The organism is uncultured Streptomyces sp. (assembly GCF_947488945.1).
Lineage (GTDB): Bacteria > Actinomycetota > Actinomycetes > Streptomycetales > Streptomycetaceae > Streptomyces.
In genome coordinates this window covers 256,218-280,155 of the sequence record NZ_CANLBS010000009.1, presented here as the reverse complement: position 1 = coordinate 280,155, position 23,938 = coordinate 256,218, and the positions used below count along the sequence as shown (strand labels likewise).

Genomic DNA, 23,938 nt, shown 5'->3' with positions numbered 1-23,938 from the left:
CCACATCGGGCCAGGGGACCAGCCGGGTCCTAGGACCCGCAGCCGGTGCGGCGGTGCTGACGTCCGGCTCCGGGCGCCTGCGGAGTGGACGGGGCAAGAGGCGTACGCCGGAGCGCGGGGCCGAGGACGCGCGACCGCGGGAACGAGGGCGGCGTGCGGAAGTCACCGGGAACCCTCCCCCGGCTCTTGTGACTTGACTCACAGAAGTCACAATTTGCTGACCCTGTGTACCGGTTGCACAGCTCACTGTGATTCAGTGAGGTTGACGCTGAAACAAGTACGGAGATAGGGCATGCGACGTGTACGCCCATATGTACGTCGTCTTGTGCGTCGATATGTGCGGCGATGAGCACGTCGCTGGGAAACCGGGAGTTGCTGTCGAGGTCTCGGGGAGAGCGAGTCATGGAGGCCGAGTCGGAGCCCTACGTCCGCCTTGCGACCATGCGGCAGCTGCACCAGGCCGTCGCTGAGCTCAACAGGGCGCGCAGCCTGGCCGACACCCTGCAGACCGTGGCCGACGGGATCGTCTCCGGTCTCGGCTACGAGCTGGGCTGCGTCAACCTCGTGCAGCCGGACGGCCACCTCGTCGTCGCCGCGTTCGCCGGGAACGACGCCGCCGAATCCCTCATATCCGGCCGGGTCGGCTCCCGTGAGGCGTGGGAGCGCCGGCTCGGCATGGGGGAGGCCTGGGGCGAGCTGCGGTTCATCCCCCACACCGAGGGCTGGGTCCTGCTCGACGACGACGTGCCCCAGTGGCACACCGAGGGCCCGGAGCCCCGCTTCGAGGACGAGTGGCACTCCCTCGACCGCCTCTACGCCCCCATGTACACCTCCGGGGGCGGGCGCGACCTGCTCGGCGTCCTGTCCGTCGACCGTCCGCGCAACGGCCGCCGCCCCGGCGCCTGGGGCCGCGAGGCCCTCCAGATGTACGCCTCGCAGGCCGCCATAGCGATCAGCAACGCACGGCTGCGGGCCAACATGCAGCGGGCGCTGGTCCGGCTCGAACGGGAGCAGCAGGCACTGCGGGCCAGTGAGGAATCCTTCCGGCAGGCCTTCGAGTACGCCCCCAGCGGCATGGCGATAGCCGAGATGGGCGGCGACCAGCACGGCCGGCTGCTGCGCACCAACGACGCCCTGTGCCGACTGCTCGGCCGCCCGGCGTCGGTGCTGCGCCGCTACTCCTTCGCCGACCTGGTCCACCCCGAGGACATCGGCACCCTGCTCCGCACCTCGGCCGAGGGCGGCCGCGCGGAGCTGCGGCTCGGCCGGCGCGACGGCACCTACCTCTGGGTGTCGCTGCGCAACTCGGTCGTGGCGGACACCACCGACGGCCCCCGCTTCCTGCTGACGCACGTCGAGGACATCGAGGAGCGCAAGCGGCACGAGCTCAATCTCGCCCATCGTGCCTCGCACGACGCCCTCACCGGGCTGCCCAACAGCGCGGAACTGCGTTCCCGGCTCAGTGCCCGGCTCTGCGAGCGCCCCCACGAGGCGTCCACCACCACCGCCATCGAGGCGCTGGACGCCGCGTACGGCGACGTGTCGGGCCGCCGCGCCGACGCGTACGAGGGACACGACGGGTACGAGAGGGAGGCGGTGCCCGTCGCCGGGGCCTACGACCACCACGTGCACATCGTGGCTCCCGACGCCGCCCGCGACGACGGCGCGAAAGGGCTCGCGGTCCTCTTCTGCGACCTCGACGGCTTCAAGTCCATCAACGACCGGTTCGGGCACCACACCGGGGACGCGGTCCTCATCGAGGTGGCCCGGCGGCTCACCACCTGCGTGCGCGACGGCGACACCGTCGCCCGGCTCGGCGGGGACGAGTTCGTGGTGCTCGCCGACGGCCTCGGCGCCGCCGACGCCGCCGACCTGGCCGTACGCCTGCGGAACGCGATCATTCCGCCGATCAGGGTGGACGGCCGGGCCGTCCGGGTGGGCGCGAGTTTCGGCATCGGCTGGGCGGAATGCGGCATGAGCGTGGAAGAGGTGCTGCGCTCCGCGGACCAGCGGATGTACATCGAGAAGCGGTCGCGGGCGAAGGTTCACCGCAGGGCCGTGTGACGTTCACGACGAAGCTTTCCCCGCGCCCGTGCCCTCGCGGGGGCGTGGCGTCCGGGGCCCGGAGTCCCATTCGGCCCGTGCTCCGTTCGGGGTAGGCTCGGCCGGTCGGCGACGGCTGGCGACATGGTGAGGAGTGACTGAGGGATGACGGCCGGAAACAACGGCACGAGCAAGCCCGAGGACGACGATCCGTTCGGCTACCTGTACGCGGACGGTCAGGCGGCGGGCGCCCAGGCGCCCGGTCAGGGCGGCTACGGCTACCCGGGACCGGCCGCGCAGCCCGGTGTGCCGCGGACCTCGTACAACCAGGTCCGGACGGTCGGCGAGCGGCAGTACGGACAGGTCCCGCAGCAGGGGTACGGCTACCCGCCCCAGCAGGCGTACGGGCAGCAGCAGCCGCAGCAGGGCTACCAGCAGAACCCGCAGTACGCGGCCCCCGAGACCTATCCCGGCGGCGCGCCCACCGCTGCGGTCCCCCAGGCGGGCGGCGGCGCGGGGCGGGGCGGGGGCTCCGGCCGGGGCGGACCGAACAACAAGGGCCTGATCATCGGTGCGGTCGCGGTCGTCGCGGTCGTGCTCATCGGCATCGGCGCGGCCCTCATGACCGGCGACGACGGCGAGGACGACCGGGCCACGGACCAGGCGTCCAGCTCGGCGGCCCCCTCCGCGGGCACGGACGAGTCCGCCTCGCCGAAGGCGACGGAGTCCAAGGAGCCGGTGGAGCTGCCCGAGCAGGACGCGGCGGCGCTGACCCTCGGCGGCACGGCGACCCTGGACAACACCGTCCCCGGCGCCAAGAGCGCCAGCGGGCAGTACATCAGCCTCAACGAGGTCGGCCGCTCGGCCACCTGGACGCTCGACGTCCCGGAGGCCGGGGAGTACACCCTGTACGTGACGTACGGCGTGCCCGGCAAGGACGCGAAGACGACGCTCACGGTCAACTCCGAGAAGCCGCGTTCCATCAACATGAAGAACTTCGCCCACGCGGCTGAGGGCGACCTGGCGAAGGGGTGGACCAGCACCTACGCGTGGGTCAACCTCACGAAGGGGTCCAACACCCTCAAGCTGTCCTGCGAGACCGGCGACCAGTGCGACGCCAACCTCGACCAGCTCTCGCTGAAGGCGGGCCACCTCCAGTAGGGGAGCCGCCTCGTGCGTCCGGGCGGCCCGGCGGGTCACCACCCGCCGGGCCGCCCGTGCGTCGTGGCCCGGTCGGCCGGTTGCGGGTCAGCCGGTCAGTCCGAGGAAGGCGGCCACCGTCGCGGCCATCGCGGCGCGCGCCGGGGTCAGGTACCCGCGCGGGTCGACGGCGGCCGGGTGCTCCGCCAGATGGGCCCGGACCGCGCCGCTGAACGCGGTGTTGAGCGCGGTGCCCACGTTGATCTTCACCATGCCGGAGGCCACCGCCCGGCGGATCTCCTCGTCCGGCACCCCGCTGGAGCCGTGCAGCACCAGCGGGACCGGGACGGCGTCCCGGAGCCGGCCGATCAGCTCGTGGTCGAGGGCGGCGGTGCGCTCCGTCATGGCGTGCGAGGAGCCGACGGCCACCGCCAGCGCGTCGACGCCGGTGGCCGCCACGTACGCGGCGGCCTCGGCCGGGTCGGTGCGGACGCCGGGCGCGTGGGCGTCCAGCGGCGGTTCCCCGTCCTTGCCGCCCACCCTGCCGAGCTCCGCCTCGATCCACACCCCGTTCCGGTGGCCCTGGCGCACCGCCTCGGCGGTGGCCTTGAGGTTGTCGTCGTAGGGCAGCCGGGAGGCGTCGAACATCACCGAGGAGAAGCCCTCGGCCTGCGCCCGGTGCAGCAGGTCGACGGATTCGACGTGGTCGAGGTGGAGGGCGAGCGGTGCGGTGGAGGTGCGCGCGACCGCCGCCGCGGCCGCGGCGACGGCGGTGACGCCGCCGTGGAACTTCACCGCGTTCTCCGAGATCTGGAGGATGGCCGGGGTGCCCGCGCGTTCGGCCCCCGCGGCGATGGCTTCGGCGTGTTCGAGGGTGATGACGTTGAAGGCGGCGACCCCGCGGCCCTCGGCCCGTGCGGCCTGGACGAGTTCACCGGTGCTGACGAGCGGCATGCTGCCCCCTGTTGCGATGTGCGGATCTTCGGTGCCGCGCCCGGCGTCCTTGCCGTGCGGGTGGCTGCGTCGTGCGCGTACGGGTACGTCTGTGCGGCGTCGGGGTTCCGGAGCGGGCGGCGGGGCGCCCGGCCGGCTCACGGGAGGGGCGCCCGGCGTCAGCTCGCGGGTGCGAGGGGCGTGACGTCGATGCGGGGCAGCAGCTCCGCATAGGCGTCCGGGTCGAACTCCCCTGCGGCCGGGGCGAGTACGGTCGCGGTGGACAGCGCGACGGCGCGTCGCAGCCGGTCCGGCCAGCTCAGCCCCTCCACCAGGCCGGAGAGCAGTCCGGCCACCGCGGAGTCACCGGCCCCGGTCGGGTTGCCGCGCACGGCGGCCGGCGGAGCGGCCCGCCAGTCGCCGTCCGGGGTGACGGCCACCATGCCGTCCGGACCGAGCGACGCGACGACGCCGCCGGCGCCCCGGCGGCGGGCATCACGCGCGGCGCGCAACGGCTCGCGCGATCCGGTGAGTTGAACCAGTTCGTCGGCGTTGGGCTTGACCAGGTCGGGCCTGCCGGCCAGTCCCCGGCGCAGCGGCTCGCCGCTGGTGTCCAGCAGGACGGGGACCCCGGCGCCGCGGGCGTGCCGCACCAGGTCGGCGTAGGCGCCCACGTGGACTCCCGGCGGCAGACTGCCGCACAGCGCCACCGCTGCGGCCCCGGTGAGGAGTTCGTCGTAGACGCGCAGCAACTCCGCCCAGGCGCGCGGGCCGACGTGCGGGCCCGGTTCGTTGAACTGGGTGGTGTCTCCGGTGGAGCGGTCCACCACGGCGAGGGTGCGGCGGGTGTCGCCGGGGACGGCGACCAGCGCGTCGCGCGGGGCGCCGCCCGGTCCCGCGGGCGCCTTCGCCAGCAGGTCGCGGAGCAGTGCCCCGGTGGGTCCCTCGCCGACGAAGCCGGTCGCCACCGTCCCGTGGCCGAGGGCGGACAGCACGCGGGCCACGTTGAGGCCCTTGCCGCCGGGGCGTTCGGAGGCGGCGTCGACGCGGTGGCTGGAGTGCGGGACCAGCGCGTCGACCCCGTACGTGAGGTCCAGGGCCGTGTTCAGTGTGACGGTCAGGATCACGTGTATCCGCCCCCGATCCTTCGCTCGCTTCGCAGTACGCGCTTTCCCCCGCTGCCGCGAGATGCTCGTGATCATGCCAAAGAGGCGGCGATCGGCCCAGGGTCCGGGACCGATCGCCGCCTCTTCGTTATCAGACGGTTTGTCAATAAGTGGCCGGCTCAGTCGAGTTTGGGCTCGACGACCCACTCGCCGCGGCGCATGACGCCCTTCAGCGTGAAGTCCGCGTCCAGCACCACCAGGTCGGCGTCCTTGCCGGGTTCCAGCGAGCCGACCCGGTCGTACAGGCCCAGCAGCCGGGCCGGGTTGGCCGAGATGGACCGCACGACGTCCTCGACCGGGAGCCGGTCGACGGTCACCGCCCGCCGGAAGGCGGTGTCCAGGGTGAGCGTGGACCCGGCGATCGAGCCGCCTTCGACCAGCCGCGCCACCCCGTCCCTGACCTCGACCGCGAGCGGGCCGAGCTGGTACCGCCCGTCCCCGAAGCCGGCCGCGTCCATCGCGTCGGTGATCAGTGCGACGCGCCCGGCGCCCGCGTGGTGGTAGGCGAACTGGAAGGCGGCCGGGTGCAGATGCGTGCCGTCGTCGATCAGCTCGACGGTGATCCGCTCGTCCTCCAGCAGCGCGGCGATCGGCCCCGGCACCCGGTGGCCCAGGGCCGGCATCGCGTTGTAGAGGTGGGTGGCGACGGTGGCGCCCGCGTCGATCGCCTCGACGGTCTGCTCGTACGTCGCGTCGGTGTGGCCGATCGCGGCGATCACCCCGTGCTCGGCGAGCAGGCGCACCGAGTCGATGCCGCCGGGGAGTTCGGTGGCGAGCGTGACCATCTTGGCGGTGCCGCGCGCCGCGTCGACGAGCTTGCGCACCTCGGCGGGGTCGGGGTCGCGCAGCAGTTCCTCGCTGTGGGCGCCCTTGCGGCACGGCGAGATGAACGGTCCCTCGAAGTGGATGCCGGCGAGGTCGCCCTGCTCGACGATCTCGGAGAGCTCTCCGGCGCGCCGCACCAGGAAGTCCATCTCGCCGGTGACCGTGGAGGCCACCACGGTGGTGGTGCCGTGCTCGCGGTGGGTCCGCACCCCGGTGAGGACCTCGTCCACGGTGCCCGAGGTGAAGGACGCGCCGCCGCCGCCGTGGTTGTGCATGTCCACGAAGCCGGGGACCACCCAGTGTCCGGTGAGGTCGACGGTCCGGGCGTCCGGACCGGCCTCCGGGGCGTTTTCGGCGATCCGGCCGTCCCGGACGGTGAGCCGGCCCCCTTCGGCGGTCCCGGTGGGCAGGACCACGCGGGCCCCCGTGAGAACCGTGGTGCCTGCAGCGCTCGTGGCCATCAGACGGATACCTCCGTGGAGAGTAGGTCCCAGGCGAGCAGCCCCGCACCCAGGCAGCCGGCGGTGTCCCCGAGGGCCGCCGGAACGATGGTGGGCAGCTTCTGGAACGTGACGCGTTCCTCGACGGCCGCACGCAGTGGTACGAACAAGGTTTCCCCCGCCTCGGCGAGTCCGCCACCGACGATGAGCATGCGGGGGTCCAGCAGGGTGAGCGCGATGACCAGGCCGGCGGCGAGGGCGTCCACCGCGTCGAGCCAGACCCGCACGGCCGCCGGATCGCCCGCTTCTACGGCCTTCGCGCAGTCGGCGGCGTCCGCGGAGGCGTCCCCGGACGCCTCCGCCCAGGCGCGGGAGACGGCGGCGGCGGAGGCCAGCGTCTCCATGCAGCCGCGCTGGCCGCATCCGCAGTCGGGCCCGTCGGGGCGCACCACGATGTGCCCGATCTCGCCCGCCGAGCCGTGCGCGCCGGCCTCGATGGCGCCGTCGATGCCGATGGCCCCGGCTATCCCGGTGCCGAGCGGAACGAACAGGAAGCGGTCGGCGCCGCGCCCGGCGCCGATCCGGCCCTCGGCGAGGCCGCCGGTGCGTACGTCGTGTCCGAGCGCGACCGGGACGGACCCCAGCCGCTCGGCCAGCAGGTCGCGCAGCGGCAGGTCGCGCCAGCCGAGGTTGGCCGCGTAGACGGCGATGCCCCGCTCGACGTCGATGATGCCGGGCACCGCGACCCCGGCCGCCGCCGCGCTCTCGCCGAAGTGCTCCTCGCCGTACGCCCGCAGGTCTGCGGCGAAGGCGAGGATGGTCTCGACCACGGCCTCGGGCCCGCGCTCCCGGTGGGTGGCGCGCCGGGCCTGGTGGAGCAGCGTGCCGTCGGCCCCGACCAGTGCGGCCTTCATTCCTGTGCCGCCCACATCGAGGGCGATGACATGTCTCACGGGGGACAGTTTCACTCGTTGACCTGGTAAAGGTCTAGTCCACTCTCGGGTTTTGTTGCTCCGCCATACAAAGACGGCGCACGCGGGCCGGTGCGGGGGCGGGGCCGCGAAACCGTACAGGTCGGGCGGTGCGGGGCGTCCGGGGCGGGCCGCGGCACGGGTGCGGGCGGGGCCGGATCGCCGTGTTCATGGCCGGTGGCGTGTCCGACACGGGCGTTAGGTTGGTTGATATGACCGCTTCCCCGCACGGCTCCGACGACCTCGGAGGCCCCCCGTCCGCCCCCCGGGCCGCCGGGGAGCCCGCCCCGCGGGCCGCCGGGCCGGAGTCCGCCCCCGGGGCCGCCGGGCCGGAACAAGCCGCTCCGGAAGCCGCCGGGGCCGAGGAAGCCCCCGCCCCCGAATCCGGACCGCTCTCCGCCCGCGAGCGCGCCGTCCTCGCGATGGAACGGCGCTCCTTCACCGGCCCCGGAGCCAAGGAGCGGGCGGTCCGCGAGGAACTGGGCATCTCCCCGGTGCGCTACTTCCAGTTGCTGAACGCCCTGATCGACGACCGCCGGGCGCTGGAGGAGGACCCCGTCACGGTGAACCGCCTGCACCGGGTCCGGCAGGCCCGTCGCGGCCGCCGCTGACCCGTCCGGCGGGCGCGGAACGCCGCGCCGGGAGGCGGCGCCACCGCGGGCGCGCCGATAGGGTTCGTCCATGGGCAGCAACCACGAACACCTGCCGGAACCGACCACCGCCGCCGGCCGTGACGGCCTCGACGCACTGCTCGCCGGCCCCGGCCGCGCGGTCGTCGCGCTCGACTTCGACGGCACGCTGGCCGACATCGTCCCCGACCCTGAGAAGGCCGAGGCGCACCCCGGCGCGGTAGAGGCGCTCGCCGCGCTCGCGCCCAAGATCGCGGCCGTCGTCGTGATCACCGGCCGGCCGGCCGCGGTCGCCGTGCGGCACGGCGGGTTCGCCGGGGTACCGGGCCTGGACCACCTCGTCGTCCTCGGCCACTACGGCGTCGAGCGCTGGGACGCCGCCACGGGCACGGTGGACGCCCCGGCGCCACCGCCCGGCCTCGCCGCCGTCCGCCGTGAGCTCCCCGGCATCCTGGCCGGCTCCGCCGCCTGGCAGGGCGTCTGGGTGGAGGAGAAGGGCCGGGCCGTCGCCGTCCACACCCGCCGGGCCGCCGACCCGCAGGGCGCCTTCGATTCGCTGCGCGACCCGATGGCCGCCCTGGCCGCCGCACACGGGCTGATCGTCGAACCCGGGCGCCAGGTCCTGGAGCTGCGCCCGCCCGGCATGGACAAGGGCGTCGCGCTCACCGCGTTCGTACGGGAGCTGGGCGCCGGGGCGGTGCTCTACGCGGGCGACGACCTCGGCGACCTGTCGGCGTTCGCCGCGGTGGAGGAACTCCGCACCGCCGACGAGGGCCGGGTGCCCGGTGTGCTGGTGTGCAGCGGCTCCACCGAGGTGCCCGAACTGTCCGGCCGGGCCGACCTCGTCCTGGACGGCCCCGCCCAGGTCGTCGGCCTCCTGTCGGACCTCGCCCGCAGCGTCTGAGCCCGCCCGGACACGCCGCCGCCCCCGCCCGCCCGGCTCGATCCGGAGGACGGGGGCGGCGCGCCGTTCAGCCCTGCCGGAGCGCGTCGAGCTGCTCCAGGAACCACTGCTGCGGAGGCAGCGCCGTGGCCGCCGCGGCGAGGCGCTCGCTGCGGGCCGCCCGCTCGTCGTCGTCCATCGACAGCGCCTCGTGCAGCGCCTCCGCCGTGCCGGTCACGTCGTACGGGTTGACCACGACCGCGTCGGCGCCCAGCTCCTCGTACGCCCCGGCCTCCCGGGACAGCACCAGGGCCACGCCCCGGTCCGAGACGACCGGCATCTCCTTGGCGACCAGGTTCATGCCGTCCCGGATCGGGTTGACCAGCGCCACGTCGGCCAGCCGGTAGGCGGCCAGCGAGCGGGCGAAGTCGTCGCGCACGTGCAGCACCACCGGCGTCCAGCCGTCCGTGCCGTAGGTCTTGTTGATCTCGTCGGTCAGCGTCTGCACGGCCGCCGTGTACGTCCGGTAGGACTCCAGGTCCTGCCGGGACGGGTAGGCGAAGGCCACGTGCACCACCCGCTCGCGCCACTCCGGGCGCTCCTCCAGCAGCGTGCGGTAGGCGTGCAGGCCGCGGACGATGTTCTTCGACAGCTCGGTGCGGTCCACCCGGACGATCGTCCTGCGGCTGCCGTCGCCGCCGATCTGCGCGCGCAGCGCGTCCATCCGCTCGTCCACGTCCGCCTCGTGCGACCTGCGGAGCAGGAAGTCGCCGTCCGCCCCGAGCCCGTGCACCCCGATCCGGGTCCGCCCGGTGCCGCCCAGGATCTCCGCGCAGCAGCCGATGAAGGCGTCCGCCCAGCGCCGGGTCAGGAAGGCCGCCCGGTCCGCGCCGAGGATGCCGCGCAGGAGCTGCTCGCCGATGTCGTCGGGCAGCAGCCGGAAGTAGTCCACGGGCGCCCACGGGGTGTGCGAGAAGTGGCCGATCCGCAGGTCGGGGCGGAGCTCCCGGAGCATGCCGGGGACGAGCGCCAGGTGGTAGTCCTGCACCAGGACCGCCGCGCCCTCGCCGGCCTCCTCCGCGAGCGCCTGCGCGAAGGCCCGGTTGTACGCCTCGTACGCCGCCCACCTGCGGCGGAACTCCGTGTCGAAGACGGGCTCCATCGGCGTGGAGTAGAGCATGTGGTGGACGAACCAGAGCACCGAGTTCGCGATGCCGTTGTAGGCGTCCGCGTGCACCTCGGGGTCGATGTCGAGCATCCGGACGCCCGGCTCGCCGACTCCGCGCCGGACCGCCTCGCGGTCCCCCTCACCGAGCGCCGCGCAGACCCACAGCTTGTCGTCGACGGCGCTGAGACCGGAGACGAGACCGCCGCCGCCCCTGCTCGCGTCGAGGGAGCCGTCCTCCCTCAGCGTGTACGACACGGGGCCGCGGTTGGACGCGACGAGGACTTGTGCAGCGTGCTCGGAGACCATGTAGCGGAACCTAGCCCGATACGTAACCCCCCAAACGTGCTGTCGAGGTGCGGGCCGGGCCGCAAGGCCCCCGGCGCGCGCCCGCGTGTACCCCCGGCGCTCCGCCGGATGTACACACGCCGGTGCACCCGCCCCGAGCGGGCGGATGCACCGGCGTGCGGAGCCCGGGGCCAGGCGAGCCCCTGGAGGCTTCCCGGACACGGGACCGCGCGGCGGGAGGACGAGCCTCGCGCCGCGCGGCGACGGGGGTCCTCAGGCGGCCCGGCTGAGCGTGTACTCCTCGATCTCGCGCATGGGCGGCCGTTCCTCGGTGTCCACCGCGTAGGTGCGGGGGACGAAACCCCTCTCGCCGCGCTCGAACTGCGTCAGCTCGGGCCGTACGAGGTTGCGGGACAGGCGCAGGTGCGCGGTGCGGTAGATGGTGGCGGCCATCCTGCCCAGTGCCTGACCGTCCTGGTGCCGGTGCTTGCGCTCGCCGACGTCGACCTGGGCCAGCGCGTCCAGGCCCACGGTGTGCAGGGCGTCGACCAGCAGGGCCAGCTCGACGCCGTAGCCCACCGGGAACGGCAGCCGTTCCAGCAGGGAGCGGCGGACGGCGTACTCGCCGCCGAGCGGCTGCACGAAGCCCGAGAGCTGCGGCCAGTGCAGGTTGAGCAGCGGTCGCGCGACCAGTTCGGTGACCCTTCCGCCCTGCCCGGTGCTGTCGCCGAGCGGACGGTCGTACATGGCCTTCACGAACTGGACGTCCGGGTCGGTGAGCAGGGGACCCACCGTGCCGGACACGAAGTCCGACGAGAAGTCCTTGAGATCCGCGTCGACGAAGCACACGATCTCGCCCTTGGTCACGAGGAGTGAGCGCCAGAGCACCTCGCCCTTGCCGGGCACGGTGGCCAGGCGCGGCAGTATCTCGTCGCGGTGCACCACACGGGCGCCGGCGGCCCGCGCGACCTCGGAGGTCCGGTCCGTGGAGCCGGAGTCGATCACCACCAGTTCGTCGATCAGAGGCACCTTCTCCATCAGGTCCCGGCGGATCGTGCGCACGATGTCGCCGACGGTCGCCTCTTCGTTCAGGGCGGGGAGCACGACACTCACGCTCGACCTGCGAGCGGCCCGCGCACGGGCCACCAGGAGCTGGTCCAGCGGGCGGTCTGCGGCGGTCCAGGAGCGCCTGGCCAGCCAGCTTTCGACTTCTTCCAGCACGGGCGTACCCCCTCTGTGTGATCCATCTCGCGGAACGGACGACTATCTCGATCGTCCGGTGGTTCGGTTACAGTCTTGAACAACGCGGACTGCCCCCGCATCTCGGGGCCGGTCGGTTGACAAACGCATGGACCGCAGGTCCATTGCCACAGCGCTCATCCAGAGGGACTGAGGGAACGGCCCGTTGAAGTCCCGGCAACCCTCCCGCCGACCGCGAGGTCACGGTGGGGAAGGTGCCAATTCCGTCTTGCGGCGAAATGCGTCGCAAGGAAGATGAGGAGAAAGGGACCTCCCCCATCATGGCTGTTCAGACCGTCGCAGCTGCCGCCGGAACTTCCGTCGACCTCGGCCCCGCCACCGCGCTTTCCTGCCGCGAGTGCGGCGAGCGCTTCGCACTCGGCCCCATCTTCGCGTGCGAGTCCTGTTTCGGGCCGCTCGAAGTGGCGTACGACCTGCCGAGCGGCTCCCCGGACGAGCTGAGGAAGCGCATCGAAGCCGGCCCGAACAACATCTGGCGCTACGCGCCGCTGCTGCCGGTCCCCGCCGACGTCGCGGACAAGCCCAGCATCAACCCCGGCTTCACCAAGCTGGTCAAGGCCGACAACCTCGCCCGTGAACTGGGCGTCACCGGCGGCCTGTACGTCAAGGACGACTCCGGCAACCCGACGCACTCCTTCAAGGACCGTGTCGTCGCCATCGCCGTCGAGGCCGCCCGCGCCTTCGGATTCACCACGCTCTCCTGCTCCTCCACCGGCAACCTCGCCGGCGCGGTCGGCGCCGCCGCCGCGCGGGCCGGTTTCCGCTCCTGCGTGTTCATCCCGCACGACCTGGAGCAGGGCAAGGTCGTCATGGCCGCGGTGTACGGCGGCGAGCTGGTCGGCATCGAGGGCAATTACGACGACGTGAACCGGTTCTGCTCCGAGCTGATCGGCGACCCGCTCGGCGAGGGCTGGGGCTTCGTCAACGTCAACCTGCGTCCTTACTACGGCGAGGGCTCCAAGACGCTGGCGTACGAGATCTGCGAGCAGCTCGGCTGGCGCCTGCCGGACCAGATCGTGATCCCGATCGCCTCGGGCTCGCAGCTCACGAAGATCGACAAGGGTCTCCAGGAGCTGATCAAGCTCGGTCTGGTCGAGGACAAGCCGTACAAGATCTTCGGCGCTCAGGCCGAAGGCTGTTCGCCGGTCTCGACCGCCTTCAAGGCCGGCCACGACGTGGTGCGCCCGCAGAAGCCGAACACCATCGCCAAGTCGCTGGCGATCGGCAACCCGGCCGACGGCCCGTACGTCCTGGACATCGCCCGCCGGACCGGTGGCGCCGTGGAGGACGTGAACGACGAGCAGGTCGTGGACGCGATCAAGCTGCTCGCCCGCACCGAGGGCATCTTCGCCGAGACCGCGGGCGGGGTGACGGTGGGCGTGACGAAGAAGCTCATCGACGCCGGTCTCCTGGACCCGACGCTCACCACCGTCGTCCTCAACACCGGCGACGGCCTGAAGACCCTGGACGCGGTGGCGCCGACCACGGGGCCGACCGCGACCATCAAGCCGAGCCTGGACGCGTTCCGCGACGCCGGCCTCGCCGCCTCCTGACCACCCGAGACCCGAGAAAGGCCGCGCCATGAGCGTCAAGGTCCGCATCCCCACCATCCTCCGCACCTACACCGGCGGCCAGGCCGAGGTCCCGGCCGAGGGCGCCAAGCTGTCCGAGGTCATCGCCTCGCTGGAGGAGAACCACCCGGGCATCGCCGCCCGCGTCCTGGACGACCAGGGCAAGCTCCGCCGCTTCGTCAACGTCTACGTCAACGACGACGACGTGCGTTTCGAGGGCGGCCTCGACGCGGCCACGCCGGACGGCGCGGGCGTCTCGATCATCCCCGCGGTCGCCGGGGGCTGCTGACCCCGCGCGCGTCGTGACGGGACGGTCGGTCAGCCGGCCCGCCGCGTCAACTTCGCCCATCCGTTGTGCCGTTGTTCCCTGCCGTTGCCCCCTCCGTGCCCGTCACGGAGGGGGCAATTCTGCATGGTTGAACGGGGTACAGTTGGGGAAGCCCCCTCCGCTGCCCGCTCCGCCCGCGTACGAGATCGCGCCCGGACGCGACGAGAAGCAGCCAAAGTGCCGTCCCTTCCTGCATGGTAAGTGGCCTATGTCCAGCCCGACTTGTGTGAGATTCTCACTGATTCCTCATGTTCGGGCGTTCAGTTGTGCCCAGAATTCTCGTCCGATTGACCTGTTGCAGAGGGCAGTTGGGCAGATACATTCAGCCGCGGTCGACGCGTTCCGGCGCACGCACCTTCTCCGGTCGGAGGGTGGGTTCTGACCCGGGTCCGCGAGGTGCGGGCCTGTGTAGGGGCCAGTAATAGGGGAGTTAGATCATGGCTCAGGGCACCGTCAAGTGGTTCAACGCGGAGAAGGGGTACGGCTTCATCGCGGTCGACGGTGGTGCGGATGTCTTCGTCCACTACAGCGCGATCCAGATGGACGGGTACCGCACCCTCGAAGAGGGTCAGCGGGTTGAATTCGAGATCTCGCAGGGCCAGAAGGGCCCGCAGGCGGACATGGTCAAGCTCGCCGTCGGCTAGCTCGGCGCGGTCGGCCGACAACACTACTCACGCACGTGGGGCCCGCACCCTCTCCGGAGGGTGCGGGCCCCACGTGCGTCCCTGTTCCCGCGCCGTCCTCCGGCCTGAGTCCCTCGCGCGCCTCGCGCACTTCGCGCGCTCTCGTCGTGCGTGCTTTCCGTGCGCGGGGTTCGCTGATCCCTCCTGCCACACGGGCCCCACGGGTGGCCGGCGAGGTGCTTGCGCCGTCCCCAGGAAGAGGGAGACGCTTGCACTCGCAGGGGTCGAGTGCTAATCATTGGCGTTAGCACTCTCCAGGTGAGAGTGACAGAACTTGGACCGGGCCGGTGAGGCCCGCAGGCGCGGTGGGGCAAGGAACCACCGGGCACGCAGGCCGTCCGTCGCGGGCGCCACTCGGTCCGGAGAATCCACCCCGTCCGGGAGGACCACTTCACATGGCCAAGATCATCGCGTTCGACGAGGAGGCACGGCGCGGTCTCGAGCGCGGGATGAACCAGCTCGCCGACGCCGTCAAGGTCACCCTCGGCCCCAAGGGCCGTAACGTCGTCCTCGAGAAGAAGTGGGGCGCGCCCACGATCACCAACGATGGTGTTTCCATCGCCAAGGAGATCGAGCTCGAGGACCCGTACGAGAAGATCGGTGCGGAGCTGGTCAAGGAGGTCGCCAAGAAGACGGACGACGTCGCCGGCGACGGTACGACCACCGCCACCGTTCTCGCCCAGGCGCTCGTCCGCGAGGGCCTGCGCAACGTCGCCGCCGGTGCCAACCCGATGGCCCTCAAGCGGGGCATCGAGAAGGCCGTCGAGGCCGTCTCCACCGCTCTGCTGGAGCAGGCCAAGGACGTGGAGACCAAGGAGCAGATCGCTTCGACCGCCTCCATCTCCGCCGCCGACACCGAGATCGGCGCCAAGATCGCCGAGGCGATGGACAAGGTCGGCAAGGAAGGCGTCATCACCGTCGAGGAGTCCCAGACCTTCGGTCTGGAGCTGGAGCTCACCGAGGGTATGCGCTTCGACAAGGGCTACATCTCGGCGTACTTCGCGACCGACATGGAGCGTATGGAGGCGTCGCTCGACGACCCGTACATCCTGATCGTCAACTCGAAGATCGGCAGCGTCAAGGACCTCATCCCGCTGCTGGAGAAGGTCATGCAGTCGGGCAAGCCCCTGCTGATCATCGCCGAGGACGTCGAGGGCGAGGCCCTGTCGACCCTGGTCGTCAACAAGATCAAGGGCACCTTCAAGTCCGTCGCCGTCAAGGCTCCGGGCTTCGGCGACCGCCGCAAGGCCATGCTCGCGGACATCGCCATCCTCACCGGCGGCACCGTGATCTCCGAGGAGGTCGGTCTCAAGCTGGAGAACGCCGGCCTGGACCTGCTCGGCCGCGCCCGCAAGGTCGTCATCACCAAGGACGAGACGACGATCGTCGACGGCGCCGGTGAGAGCGACCAGGTTCAGGGTCGCGTCAAGCAGATCCGTGCCGAGATCGAGAACTCCGACTCGGACTACGACCGCGAGAAGCTCCAGGAGCGCCTGGCGAAGCTGGCCGGCGGCGTGGCCGTCATCAAGGCCGGCGCCGCCACCGAGGTGGAGCTCAAGGAGCGCAAGCACCGCATCGAGGACGCGGTGCGCAACGCCAAGGCCGCCGTCGAGGAGGGCATCGTCGCCGGTGGTGGCGTGGCTCTGCTCCAGGCGTCCAGCGTCTTCGACAAGCTCGACCTGACGGGCGACGAGGCCACCGGCGCCAACGCCGTCAAGCTCGCGCTGGAGGCTCCGCTCAAGCAGATCGCCGTCAACGGTGGTCTCGAGGGCGGCGTCATCGTGGAGAAGGTCCGCAACCTGCCGATCGGTCACGGTCTCAACGCCGCGACCGGCGAGTACGTCGACATGATCGCCGAGGGCATCATCGACCCGGCGAAGGTCACGCGCTCCGCTCTGCAGAACGCCGCCTCCATCGCCGCGCTGTTCCTCACCACCGAGGCCGTCATCGCCGACAAGCCCGAGAAGGCCGGCGCTGCCGCCCCGGGTGGCATGCCGGGCGGTGACATGGACTTCTGATCCTCCGGGATCGGTAGTTCCACCGCAGCCTCGCACAGGTGCCACGTCGGCCCCCGGGATTCGTCCCGGGGGCCGACGCGTTGTGTGCGGGGTGCGGGGTGCGGGGCGTGAAGGTGCGGGCGCGGTGAGGGGTGCGTCACGGGGCGTGAGGTACGGCGTCCGGCGTGTGAGGTCCGTGCTCCGGGGTTCTCGCCGTGTCCCGCCGCCGTGGGCCATGGGCGCGGATAGCGTCGGGTCATGCCTCCGTCGTCTGCCGTCTACCTGCTCCGCAAGCTGTTGCTCAACGACCGTTGGCGGCGGCTGCACGTGAAGGCGTCGCTGTGGGCAGCGGCGGGGGTGGTGCTGGTCCTGCTGCTCGGCGCGTGGATCATCGTCCCCTTCGAGGCGTCGTCGCCCAAGGCGTCCATCACCTCTTTCCCGCTCGCCCTGTGGTGGGCGGTGGAGACCGCGACGACGGTCGGCTACGGGGATCTCTACCCGGTCACCCTGGCCGGCCGGATCATCGCGGGGATCGTGATGCTCGTCGGTATTTCTGTGTTCAGCATCGTCACGGCCTCCCTGGCCACCTGGTTCGTGGGCAGCGCGGCGGCGGGTGCCCGTCGTCTGACCCGGGTGGTCGGACATGCCGAAGCCCGAGGCCGGGCCGACGTCGACCAGGAACTTCGTTCCCTGCACACCCGGTTCGACCGGCTGGAGCACCTGCTCACACGCGATGACGGCAGGGGCAGCGGCAGGGGCACGGGCAGCAGTAGCGGCAGCGATGACGCCAGCGGGGGCGGTACGGGGGCGAGGGCTCCGGAGCGCTGAGCCCGGTCGGGTTTCGGGGCCCCGAGTTGGTAGGCCGGGGTGCCCGGGACAGGAGCCGTCAGCTTCGGCGGTGCCGGTGGATGGTGACTCCGGCGCGGCCCCTCGGGCGTTCCTCGCGGGGAAGCATGCCTGCCCTGACCTGGTTCATGCGGCTGCTGACGCCGTCGGAGGCGACGCTGCCGGGGGCGCCGGTGCTGAGGGTGCCCGTGCTGAGGACGCCGGTGCTGAGGGTGCCCGTGCTGAGGACGCCGGTGCTGGGGAGTGTGCCGGGCGTCCCGTACGGGGTGTCGGGGGCAGCGGGGGTCCGACAGGGGCGGCAGAGGCCACCCGGCAGGGCCTCCGGGGGGCCGGGTGCCCCGCACTTCCCGCATTCCAGGGTTCTCAGGACCACGCGCGGCGGCGCGACCCGTAGCGGCGGGAGCTTGTCGACGAGCCGTCGTTCCACCAGCGAGGCTGCGTGGTGGACGGGGTTGGGCAGACCGGCGGTGAGCGCGCGCAGGATCTCCGGCTCGCTCGCGCCCCGTTCGAACCACTCGCTCACCTTCGGCTCCAGCCGTACGCAGTCCCGTTCGGCCAGCGAGAGCGCGGGGGCGGTCCGGCCGAGGGCGGCAAGCAGGATGAACGCCCGTGAACGGGTCGGCCGTTGCGGTTCCGGGAGCGCGTCGCCGTTGGCGAACGCGGCCCACCAGGCGTCCTCGCGTGCGGTACGGGAGAAGTACGTGCGGGTCACCCAGAACAGCATCGTGGCGTCCGCCTCGACGTCCCGGGCACGCCGCAGATGTCCCGCTGCTTGGAGGCGGTTGAGGGTGGTGGCGATCGCACACTGCCCGTAGGGGAGAACCCGTGCCAGCGTCTTCACGGAGATGTCCGAGCCGTCCGGCAACCGGTCCACGTAGGCCGCCACCGCCGCGTCACGAGGGGCCAGGTGGGTGAAGTCCGACGCTGTACGCGGCCGCTGGCCCGGCGCGGAACGCTTGCCGTAACCGGGATTGGCCATCGGGTGCGGTGTTGGGGGTGGCGCAAGGGATGCGGTGGACTTCTGTGCGGGCGGCCCTGATTCGTGCGGGGCACAGGGGGCGTCACTAAACTGGTTGGCAGCCATTGATCGCTCTTTCGATCCGTGTGGTCAGGCCCTCGTCAGGTGTTTTGGACACCGGCGGGGGCCGTCTGGTTTACGGGGCGTTCGGTCGAAGCGCCCTTCCCGGTGGCTCGGAGAGCGCTCCTGCTGGAGCTTTCCGCGATCCCGGTCGGAGTCTCTTTGCCGACCTTCTGACGGTGCGTCGGGTCGGTGGTCTCCGGATGAGGCGAAACGCTAGATCCTCACCACGGTCCGTGGCAAGTCGGTCACGAAACGTCAAATCGGCTACGGGGTGGGTGGGCGGGAAACAGTCCCTCCCTCCCCATCCTTGTTAAGACATCTCGGATCTCGCCCCTTGAGCTTCGGGTGGCCGAGTGGCCGAGTGGCTGGGGTGATCGGCGGTGGCGAGGGCCGGGGTGTCGCGGGGTGCGGGCGCGAACGCGGCGGGGTTGATGCGTTCGGCTCGGGCGGGCGGGCGGTGGCGGGGGTGAGTGTCGGTGCGCGGTTCCGGCCGGGTGGCGAGCGGTGGTGTGACCCGGGCTGGGTGACGGGTGGGGGCGCGCGGGTGGGCCGAGCGTCGACCGAACGTGCTTCCGAATCACCCGATGGGGTCACCTTCACGGAGAGTTATGGTCACGCCGCGCTCGCACTGTTACGTTCTGTAATCAGAGCTGCTGTGGAGGCGGTTCGGCGGGCTTTCCGAGGTCCTGGCGGCGCCGGGACGGTGGGGGACCGCACGTCCGGCCCGTGAGCGGGCCGTTGGGGGAGGCAGTGATGAGGATGAGGGAAGACCTGTATGCCGGCTGTGGCGGAGAAACCCGTGGCTGTGGCTGTGGCTGTGACTGTGGCAGTGGCGTCGACGGCGGAGCCGGGGCGTGCGGTTGCCCCGGTGGCACGGTGCCTCGCGCCGAACGGCGCGAGCTGGACATCGGGACGGCGATCGCAGTGGGGACAGCGAGCACGGTTGGGACAGTGATCGCAGTCGGGACGGCGTCCGCAGTCGGCGGTGGCACCGCAGTCGGGAAAACTGGATGCGAACGTGCGGGGGAGCGGGGCGACCGGCTCGTTGCCGAGGCCGTTCTCGGTGGCCGGGTCCCGGATCTCGGCCTCCGCTGCCAGGCGTTCAGACGTGCCGGGTCCAGGGGGCGCAGCCTGCACCGGCTCCGATCCGGTGACGGCCGGACCGTAGGCGGGGGGCGCTGCGGCCGTGCCGACTGCGGTGCGGCCCGAGTCGGCGGGCGGCGCCGGTTCGTGCTCCGACGGCCGTCGGTCCGGAGACCCGGTGTCGCGTGGCCGGGTCACGGGGCCCGAGACCCGGGCGCCGGGACGTGCGGAGGCCGTCGTCAGTGCGCGATGCCGTCGATGAGACTGCGCGCGCCCTGGCGGAGGAGGGAGACGGCGACGGACGTGCCCAGGGTGGCGGGATCCAGCGGACCTGCCCACTCGTGGGCGTTGAGCACCGTCTTGCCGTCCGGAGTGAACACGCAGGCGCGCAGGGAGAGGTCCCCGTTGCGCTGGGCTTTGGCGAAACCGGCGATCGGGCTGTTGCAGTGGCCCTGGAGGACGTGCAGGAACATCCGCTCCGCGGTGGTCTCACGGTACGTGTCGGGGTGGTTGAGGCCGGCGACCGCTTCCACGGTGGCGTCGTCGCCCTCGCGGCACTGGAGGGCGAGGACGCCCGCGCCGATCGGCGGGCACATGACGTCGGTGGAGAGGATCTCCGTGATCACGTCGGCGCGGCCGATGCGTTCCAGGCCCGAGGCGGCGAGGAGCAACGCGTCCGCCTCCCCGGCGGCCAGCTTCTCCAGTCGCCGGTTGGCGTTGCCCCGGAACGGCACACAGTCGAGGTGGGGGTGGCTGGCCGCGAGCTGGGCGACCCGGCGCACCGACGAGGTCCCGATCCGGGTGCCGGCCGGGAGCTGGTCCAGGGCGAGCCCGCCGGGGTGGACCAAGGCGTCCCGCACGTCGTCCCGTTCCAGGAAGGCGGCGAACACGGTTCCTGCGGGCAGCGGCCGGTCGGCGGGCACGTCCTTGACGCAGTGCACCGCGAGATCCGCCTCTCCGGCGAGTAGCGCGGCGTCGACCTCCTTGGTGAAGGCGCCCTTCCCCTCGACCAGCGAGAGGTCGCCCAGCCATTTGTCCCCGGTGGTCTTCACGGGCACGACCTCGGTGGCGATACCGGGGTGCAGGGCCGCCAGTTCGGTCCGTACGCGTTCCACCTGGGCGAGCGCCATGGGCGAGTCACGGGAAACGATACGGATCAGTTCGGGGGTCGCCATGCTCCCACGATAGACCGCCGCCGTATGGCTGGGCAGATCGACGCGATGCCTTCTCCCGCTTGGTGCAAGGGCGTTCGAGAAACGTCGGACCGGGTGCGCGGGCGAGCCGGTCCAGGGGGCCGCAGGTCGCGGGCGCCCTGCCGGGAAATGCCTGGCCCCCGGGAGGGCGGAGCTGCTGGGATGGTGACATGGAACACGCGAACTCGGAGGCATCGGAAGCGCCGGAGGCGGTGGACCGAGGGCAGTACCCGGACGCGGTGACCCCCTGGGACCGGGTGGACTGGCGGAGCGACGTACACGACTGGGTCGCGGAGCGGCTCGCGGTGCAGGGAATGAGGGGGGCCGGGCGGTGGAGTGTGCGGGTGAGGCCGTGGTCCGTGCTCGCGCGCATTCCCGTGGAGGGAGGCGGCAGGGTCTGGTTCAAGGCGAATCCGCCGGCCGGTGCCTTTGAGGGGCCGCTGGCATCGGTGCTCGCCGACCTGGTCCCGGACCACGTGCTGACACCGCTCGCGGTGGACGAGCGGCGCGGCTGGTCGCTGTTGCCCGAGGGGGGCGAACTGCTCAGGGACGTGCTCGCCCGGAATCCGGACGACGCCCCCGACGCGTGGGCGGCGCTCCTTCGCCAGTACGCGGAGATGCAGCGCGCTCTCCTTCCCCACACCGCGCAGTTGGAGGCGCGGGGGGTCCCGAGCGCCCGTACCGTCGAACTGCCGGAGCTCTTCGACCGGCTCGTCGAGGAGAGCGCCACGCTCCTGCCGGACGAACGTCGGCGACTGGCCGGCCTCCGTCCGCAACTCGCGGAGCGTTGCGAGGAGCTGGCGGCCGTCGGTGTGCCCGATGCGCTGGATCACTCCGACCTGCACGACGGGCAGGTGTTCCGGCCGGCCGCCGGGTGGTTCACGTTCTTCGACTGGGGCGATGCCGCCGTCTCGCACCCCTTCTGCAGCTTTCTGGTGCCCGCCCGTACCGTGCGCGACCAGTACGGTCCCGACTCGCTGCCCGGACTCCGGGACGCCTATCTGGAACCCTGGACCGCCATGGGCGCCACGGCCAAGGAGCTGCGACGGGCTCTGAGTCTGGCCTGCCACCTCGCCGCCCTCGGCCGCGCAGCCTCCTGGACCCGCATGTTCCCCTCTCCGTCCTCGTCCCCGTCCGCCGGGGAGGGCGTGCCCGGCGGACGGGAGAGCGGCCTCTGGCTGATGGAACTCCTCACGGACCCGGAGTTCTGACGGCCCGTTCGCCGGGCAGGGGCGGGCGGGGCGGTTCGGCGACTCCCTGTAGCACATCTGAGGCTGCCGGAGCGGCTCCTCCTTGAGGATCAAGGCGATTTGACCACGCTGTGTATGCATTGCCGCTACTCAGCGTGGAAGGTATGAAGCATGAATGCGACGGAACGACGCAGGGTGGCAGCGGGGGACGTGCGGGAGGCCGAGGACGCGTTGATGCGGCTGAGAAAAGGTCTCGCCGGCGTGGGGGTCCACTTGCCCTCGCTGCGGCTCGATCCCGTGTCCAGTGCGGGCAACCAACCCACGCCCCTGATCGATCTCGGCCGGTGCAACGTGGAGGTGGCCATTCTGCTGAGCAAGGCGCTGGAAGGCCGGGCGGCGTGTTGTGGTGACGAGGAGAAGGCCGCCCGCCATGCAGGGTGAAGGGGGCGCGCCGCGTGGGGCCGGCCGGGGCGAGCGGGAGACGCGCCCGGCCGAATCGGATGAGCAGCCTGTGCTGAGCGATCAATCCGCACCGGGCGGGACGCTGTCGGCACCGGGCGGGTCGCTGCCGGTGCCGGGTGGGACGCTGTCCGCACCGGGCGGGAGGCTGTCCGTGCCGGACGGGACACTCGCGCTGGGCGGACTACCTGCGCCGAGCCAACCAGGCGTGCCGGGCGAGCCGCCCGTGCCCGGCGGGGCGTGTGCGCCGGGTGGGGCACGAGTGCCCGGGTCACCGGCTGCCGCACCGCTGACGCCGGCGGCACCGCTCTCCGTGGCGCCCGCGCCCGAGTCGGTCCACGAACCGCTTGTGCTGGGGTCGTTCGTCGTGGACGGGCGGGCGGGCCGGGTCGGGCGCGTGGTCGAGACCCTCGGGACGGCCGTGCGCCTGAGACCACCCGGCGGTGGGGCGGTGTGGGAGTGCCCGGTGGAGTCGCTGTGCCCGGCGTCTCCGAGTGTCGTGCTGCGTGCCAGGGTGAAGGAGATCAACCGGCAGAGACAGTTGCCGCGTTGAGGCGGGGAGAGGGAAGCGGGCGGCGACGGTGAGCGACGGACGTATATCCGGTGGTGGGCGCGCGGAACGGCGGGGCGTCCCTCTTCGGGCCGCCCCGCCTCTGTGCCGGGTGCGCTGCCGGGCTCTCCGGGTGCGGGCGGACCGGCGCTGGTCCGGGCGTACGGGGCAGAGTCCCGGCCGGTGGGAGCGTCAGACGAAACGGTGCGCGGCGTAGTACGTGCCGAGCTCCGCGTGGTACCCCGGATCCGCCACGTGCGACTGGCGGTCGAAGTCCGGAGACCCCTTGATCTGCTCCTTGGTCAGGTCCACGTAGACCTTGCGGTCCTCCGTGTCGATGCGCGTGACCGTACCGGCGGGCAGCAGCACCTCCTTGCCGAAAATCCACACTCCGGTGTCGATCAACAGGTGGGACGAGCCCACACCGTCGGAGTGCTTGTCGACCTTGCCGATGCTGCCGTCGATGGCCTCGACCGAGAAGCCGGTCAGATCGGTGCCGGCGGCATAGCCACTCGACGGCTGGTAACCCCACAGGTTGTCGCTCATTGATGGGCTCCTTCCTTGGTGGTCCATTCGGCATGAACGCCCGTACCGGAGATATTCGTCCGGTATTCCGCGCGGTGCTCGGAACGAATAACTCTCCGCAGGTGCGGTGTTCCGAATTCCTCGGTGAGGGGCGCTCGAAGCATCGCCTTCCCCCTGTCGTGTCCCTTACACGCGGGAATCTGCAGCGGGTAGCCGTGCATCGTTGCCGGGGGCCGGGGGCCGGGGCGAGACGGTGTCCGGTGTCCGGCGTCCGGTGCCCGGTGCCCGGTGCTGGGTACCGGGCGGAGGCGTACACGTGCGGGGGCCCGGACCGCAACGGACGCTGTTGGTTCGTCCGTGATGGTCCGGGCCCCCGCACGTGGGTGCTCGCCGACGTGTGGTCAGCGGCTCCTTGCCGGAAGCGCTGCTTTACCAGCGGTACCAGCGGCCGCGCTTGCCGCCGCTCGCAGTCGGGCGGACGAAGAATCCGATGAGCCACACCACCAGCACGATGATGGCAATCCACCACAGAGCCTTGAGTGCGAAACCGGCGCCGAAAAGAATCAGTGCGAGCAGGAGAACGAGAAGCAGGGGAACCATAGTTATTACCTCCGAGACACCTGCTGCCCTCGACCACATTGTCTACACGCGGTGTATGCGTGAAAGTTGATGCAGGGTCATCCTGTGCG

22 protein-coding genes and 1 riboswitch are annotated in these 23,938 nt (G+C 71.8%); of the genes, 12 read left to right on the top strand and 10 right to left on the bottom strand.

Going from position 1 to position 23,938, the window contains the following annotated elements:
- Positions 1-402 precede the first annotated feature (402 nt).
- Together cdgB and Q0994_RS17330 are read left to right on the top strand one after the other, a co-directional pair.
- Positions 403-2,064 carry a diguanylate cyclase CdgB gene (gene cdgB, locus Q0994_RS17335; RefSeq protein ID WP_299535551.1) on the top strand — a complete coding sequence of 554 codons (1,662 nt, stop codon included), beginning with the start codon at positions 403-405 and terminating at the stop codon, positions 2,062-2,064.
- 144 nt (positions 2,065-2,208) lie between these two features.
- Complete coding sequence (locus Q0994_RS17330) at positions 2,209-3,204, top strand: carbohydrate-binding protein (protein WP_299535548.1); 996 nt, start codon at positions 2,209-2,211, stop codon at positions 3,202-3,204.
- A gap of 87 nt (positions 3,205-3,291) precedes the next feature.
- Here Q0994_RS17330 and Q0994_RS17325 read toward each other — a convergent pair whose 3' ends face one another.
- From Q0994_RS17325 to Q0994_RS17310, 4 genes are all read right to left on the bottom strand, one after another.
- Complete coding sequence (locus Q0994_RS17325) at positions 3,292-4,137, bottom strand: class II fructose-bisphosphate aldolase (RefSeq protein WP_299535546.1); 846 nt, start codon at positions 4,135-4,137, stop codon at positions 3,292-3,294.
- A gap of 158 nt (positions 4,138-4,295) precedes the next feature.
- Entirely contained in the window at positions 4,296-5,243 is a 948-nt protein-coding gene (locus tag Q0994_RS17320; protein WP_299535544.1) for a 1-phosphofructokinase family hexose kinase, read from the bottom strand.
- A gap of 158 nt (positions 5,244-5,401) precedes the next feature.
- Complete coding sequence (gene nagA, locus Q0994_RS17315; protein WP_299535542.1) at positions 5,402-6,568, bottom strand: N-acetylglucosamine-6-phosphate deacetylase; 1,167 nt, start codon at positions 6,566-6,568, stop codon at positions 5,402-5,404.
- Positions 6,568-7,500, bottom strand: coding sequence for an ROK family protein (locus Q0994_RS17310; protein WP_299535540.1), 933 nt, complete (start codon positions 7,498-7,500; stop codon positions 6,568-6,570). The genes nagA and Q0994_RS17310 overlap by 1 nt, the downstream gene beginning before the upstream one ends.
- A 230-nt stretch (positions 7,501-7,730) precedes the next feature.
- On the opposite strand from Q0994_RS17310, the gene Q0994_RS17305 reads away from it, so the two are divergent.
- Both Q0994_RS17305 and otsB read left to right on the top strand, forming a co-directional pair.
- Positions 7,731-8,129 carry a DUF3263 domain-containing protein gene (locus Q0994_RS17305; RefSeq protein ID WP_299535536.1) on the top strand — a complete coding sequence of 133 codons (399 nt, stop codon included), beginning with the start codon at positions 7,731-7,733 and terminating at the stop codon, positions 8,127-8,129.
- A gap of 70 nt (positions 8,130-8,199) precedes the next feature.
- Complete coding sequence (gene otsB, locus Q0994_RS17300) at positions 8,200-9,051, top strand: trehalose-phosphatase (RefSeq protein ID WP_299535534.1); 852 nt, start codon at positions 8,200-8,202, stop codon at positions 9,049-9,051.
- A gap of 67 nt (positions 9,052-9,118) precedes the next feature.
- Here the strand turns inward: otsB and Q0994_RS17295 are convergent, their stop codons facing one another.
- A complete protein-coding gene (locus tag Q0994_RS17295) occupies positions 9,119-10,504 on the bottom strand; it encodes a trehalose-6-phosphate synthase (protein ID WP_299535532.1) in 1,386 nt (461 codons plus the stop codon).
- Between the two features lie 252 nt (positions 10,505-10,756).
- On the bottom strand, positions 10,757-11,704 hold the full coding sequence (locus Q0994_RS17290) for a glucosyl-3-phosphoglycerate synthase (RefSeq protein WP_299535530.1): 948 nt from the start codon (positions 11,702-11,704) through the stop codon (positions 10,757-10,759).
- A gap of 152 nt (positions 11,705-11,856) precedes the next feature.
- A riboswitch (SAM riboswitch) is annotated at positions 11,857-11,984 on the top strand.
- Between the two features lie 19 nt (positions 11,985-12,003).
- Here Q0994_RS17290 and thrC point away from each other — a divergent pair.
- The 5 genes from thrC (at position 12,004) to Q0994_RS17265 (ending at position 17,150) form a co-directional block, all read left to right on the top strand.
- On the top strand, positions 12,004-13,296 hold the full coding sequence (gene thrC, locus Q0994_RS17285) for a threonine synthase (protein ID WP_299535528.1): 1,293 nt from the start codon (positions 12,004-12,006) through the stop codon (positions 13,294-13,296).
- Positions 13,297-13,324: 28 nt separating this feature from the next.
- The gene (locus Q0994_RS17280) at positions 13,325-13,603 is read left to right on the top strand and encodes a MoaD/ThiS family protein (protein ID WP_299535526.1); all 279 of its coding nucleotides are present in this window, start codon (positions 13,325-13,327) and stop codon (positions 13,601-13,603) included.
- Positions 13,604-14,079: 476 nt separating this feature from the next.
- Positions 14,080-14,286, top strand: a complete 207-nt coding sequence (locus Q0994_RS17275) for a cold-shock protein (protein ID WP_003967346.1) — start codon at positions 14,080-14,082, stop codon at positions 14,284-14,286.
- A gap of 434 nt (positions 14,287-14,720) precedes the next feature.
- A complete protein-coding gene (gene groL, locus Q0994_RS17270) occupies positions 14,721-16,343 on the top strand; it encodes a chaperonin GroEL (protein ID WP_299535469.1) in 1,623 nt (540 codons plus the stop codon).
- A 237-nt stretch (positions 16,344-16,580) separates the two neighbouring features.
- Positions 16,581-17,150, top strand: coding sequence for a potassium channel family protein (locus tag Q0994_RS17265; RefSeq protein ID WP_299535466.1), 570 nt, complete (start codon positions 16,581-16,583; stop codon positions 17,148-17,150).
- A gap of 58 nt (positions 17,151-17,208) precedes the next feature.
- On the opposite strand, the gene Q0994_RS17260 is transcribed toward Q0994_RS17265, so the two are convergent.
- Together Q0994_RS17260 and hemC are read right to left on the bottom strand one after the other, a co-directional pair.
- Positions 17,209-18,147 carry a hypothetical protein gene (locus Q0994_RS17260; protein ID WP_299535464.1) on the bottom strand — a complete coding sequence of 313 codons (939 nt, stop codon included), beginning with the start codon at positions 18,145-18,147 and terminating at the stop codon, positions 17,209-17,211.
- 1,424 nt (positions 18,148-19,571) lie between these two features.
- Entirely contained in the window at positions 19,572-20,507 is a 936-nt protein-coding gene (gene hemC / locus Q0994_RS17255; RefSeq protein ID WP_299535462.1) for a hydroxymethylbilane synthase, read from the bottom strand.
- A 188-nt stretch (positions 20,508-20,695) separates the two neighbouring features.
- Between hemC and Q0994_RS17250 the strand changes: the two genes are divergently transcribed.
- The 3 genes from Q0994_RS17250 to Q0994_RS17240 all read left to right on the top strand — a co-directional run bounded on the left by Q0994_RS17250 (position 20,696) and on the right by Q0994_RS17240 (position 22,727).
- On the top strand, positions 20,696-21,736 hold the full coding sequence (locus Q0994_RS17250) for a phosphotransferase (protein ID WP_299535460.1): 1,041 nt from the start codon (positions 20,696-20,698) through the stop codon (positions 21,734-21,736).
- Between the two features lie 150 nt (positions 21,737-21,886).
- Positions 21,887-22,156 carry a hypothetical protein gene (locus Q0994_RS17245; protein ID WP_299535458.1) on the top strand — a complete coding sequence of 90 codons (270 nt, stop codon included), beginning with the start codon at positions 21,887-21,889 and terminating at the stop codon, positions 22,154-22,156.
- A 331-nt stretch (positions 22,157-22,487) separates the two neighbouring features.
- A complete protein-coding gene (locus tag Q0994_RS17240; RefSeq protein WP_299535750.1) occupies positions 22,488-22,727 on the top strand; it encodes a hypothetical protein in 240 nt (79 codons plus the stop codon).
- A gap of 189 nt (positions 22,728-22,916) precedes the next feature.
- Here Q0994_RS17240 and Q0994_RS17235 read toward each other — a convergent pair whose 3' ends face one another.
- Both Q0994_RS17235 and Q0994_RS17230 read right to left on the bottom strand, forming a co-directional pair.
- Positions 22,917-23,270 (bottom strand): PRC-barrel domain-containing protein, encoded by a 354-nt coding sequence (locus Q0994_RS17235; protein WP_299535456.1) that lies wholly within the window; start codon positions 23,268-23,270, stop codon positions 22,917-22,919.
- Between the two features lie 408 nt (positions 23,271-23,678).
- Positions 23,679-23,849 (bottom strand): hydrophobic protein, encoded by a 171-nt coding sequence (locus tag Q0994_RS17230; RefSeq protein ID WP_299535453.1) that lies wholly within the window; start codon positions 23,847-23,849, stop codon positions 23,679-23,681.
- Positions 23,850-23,938: the final 89 nt, after the last annotated feature.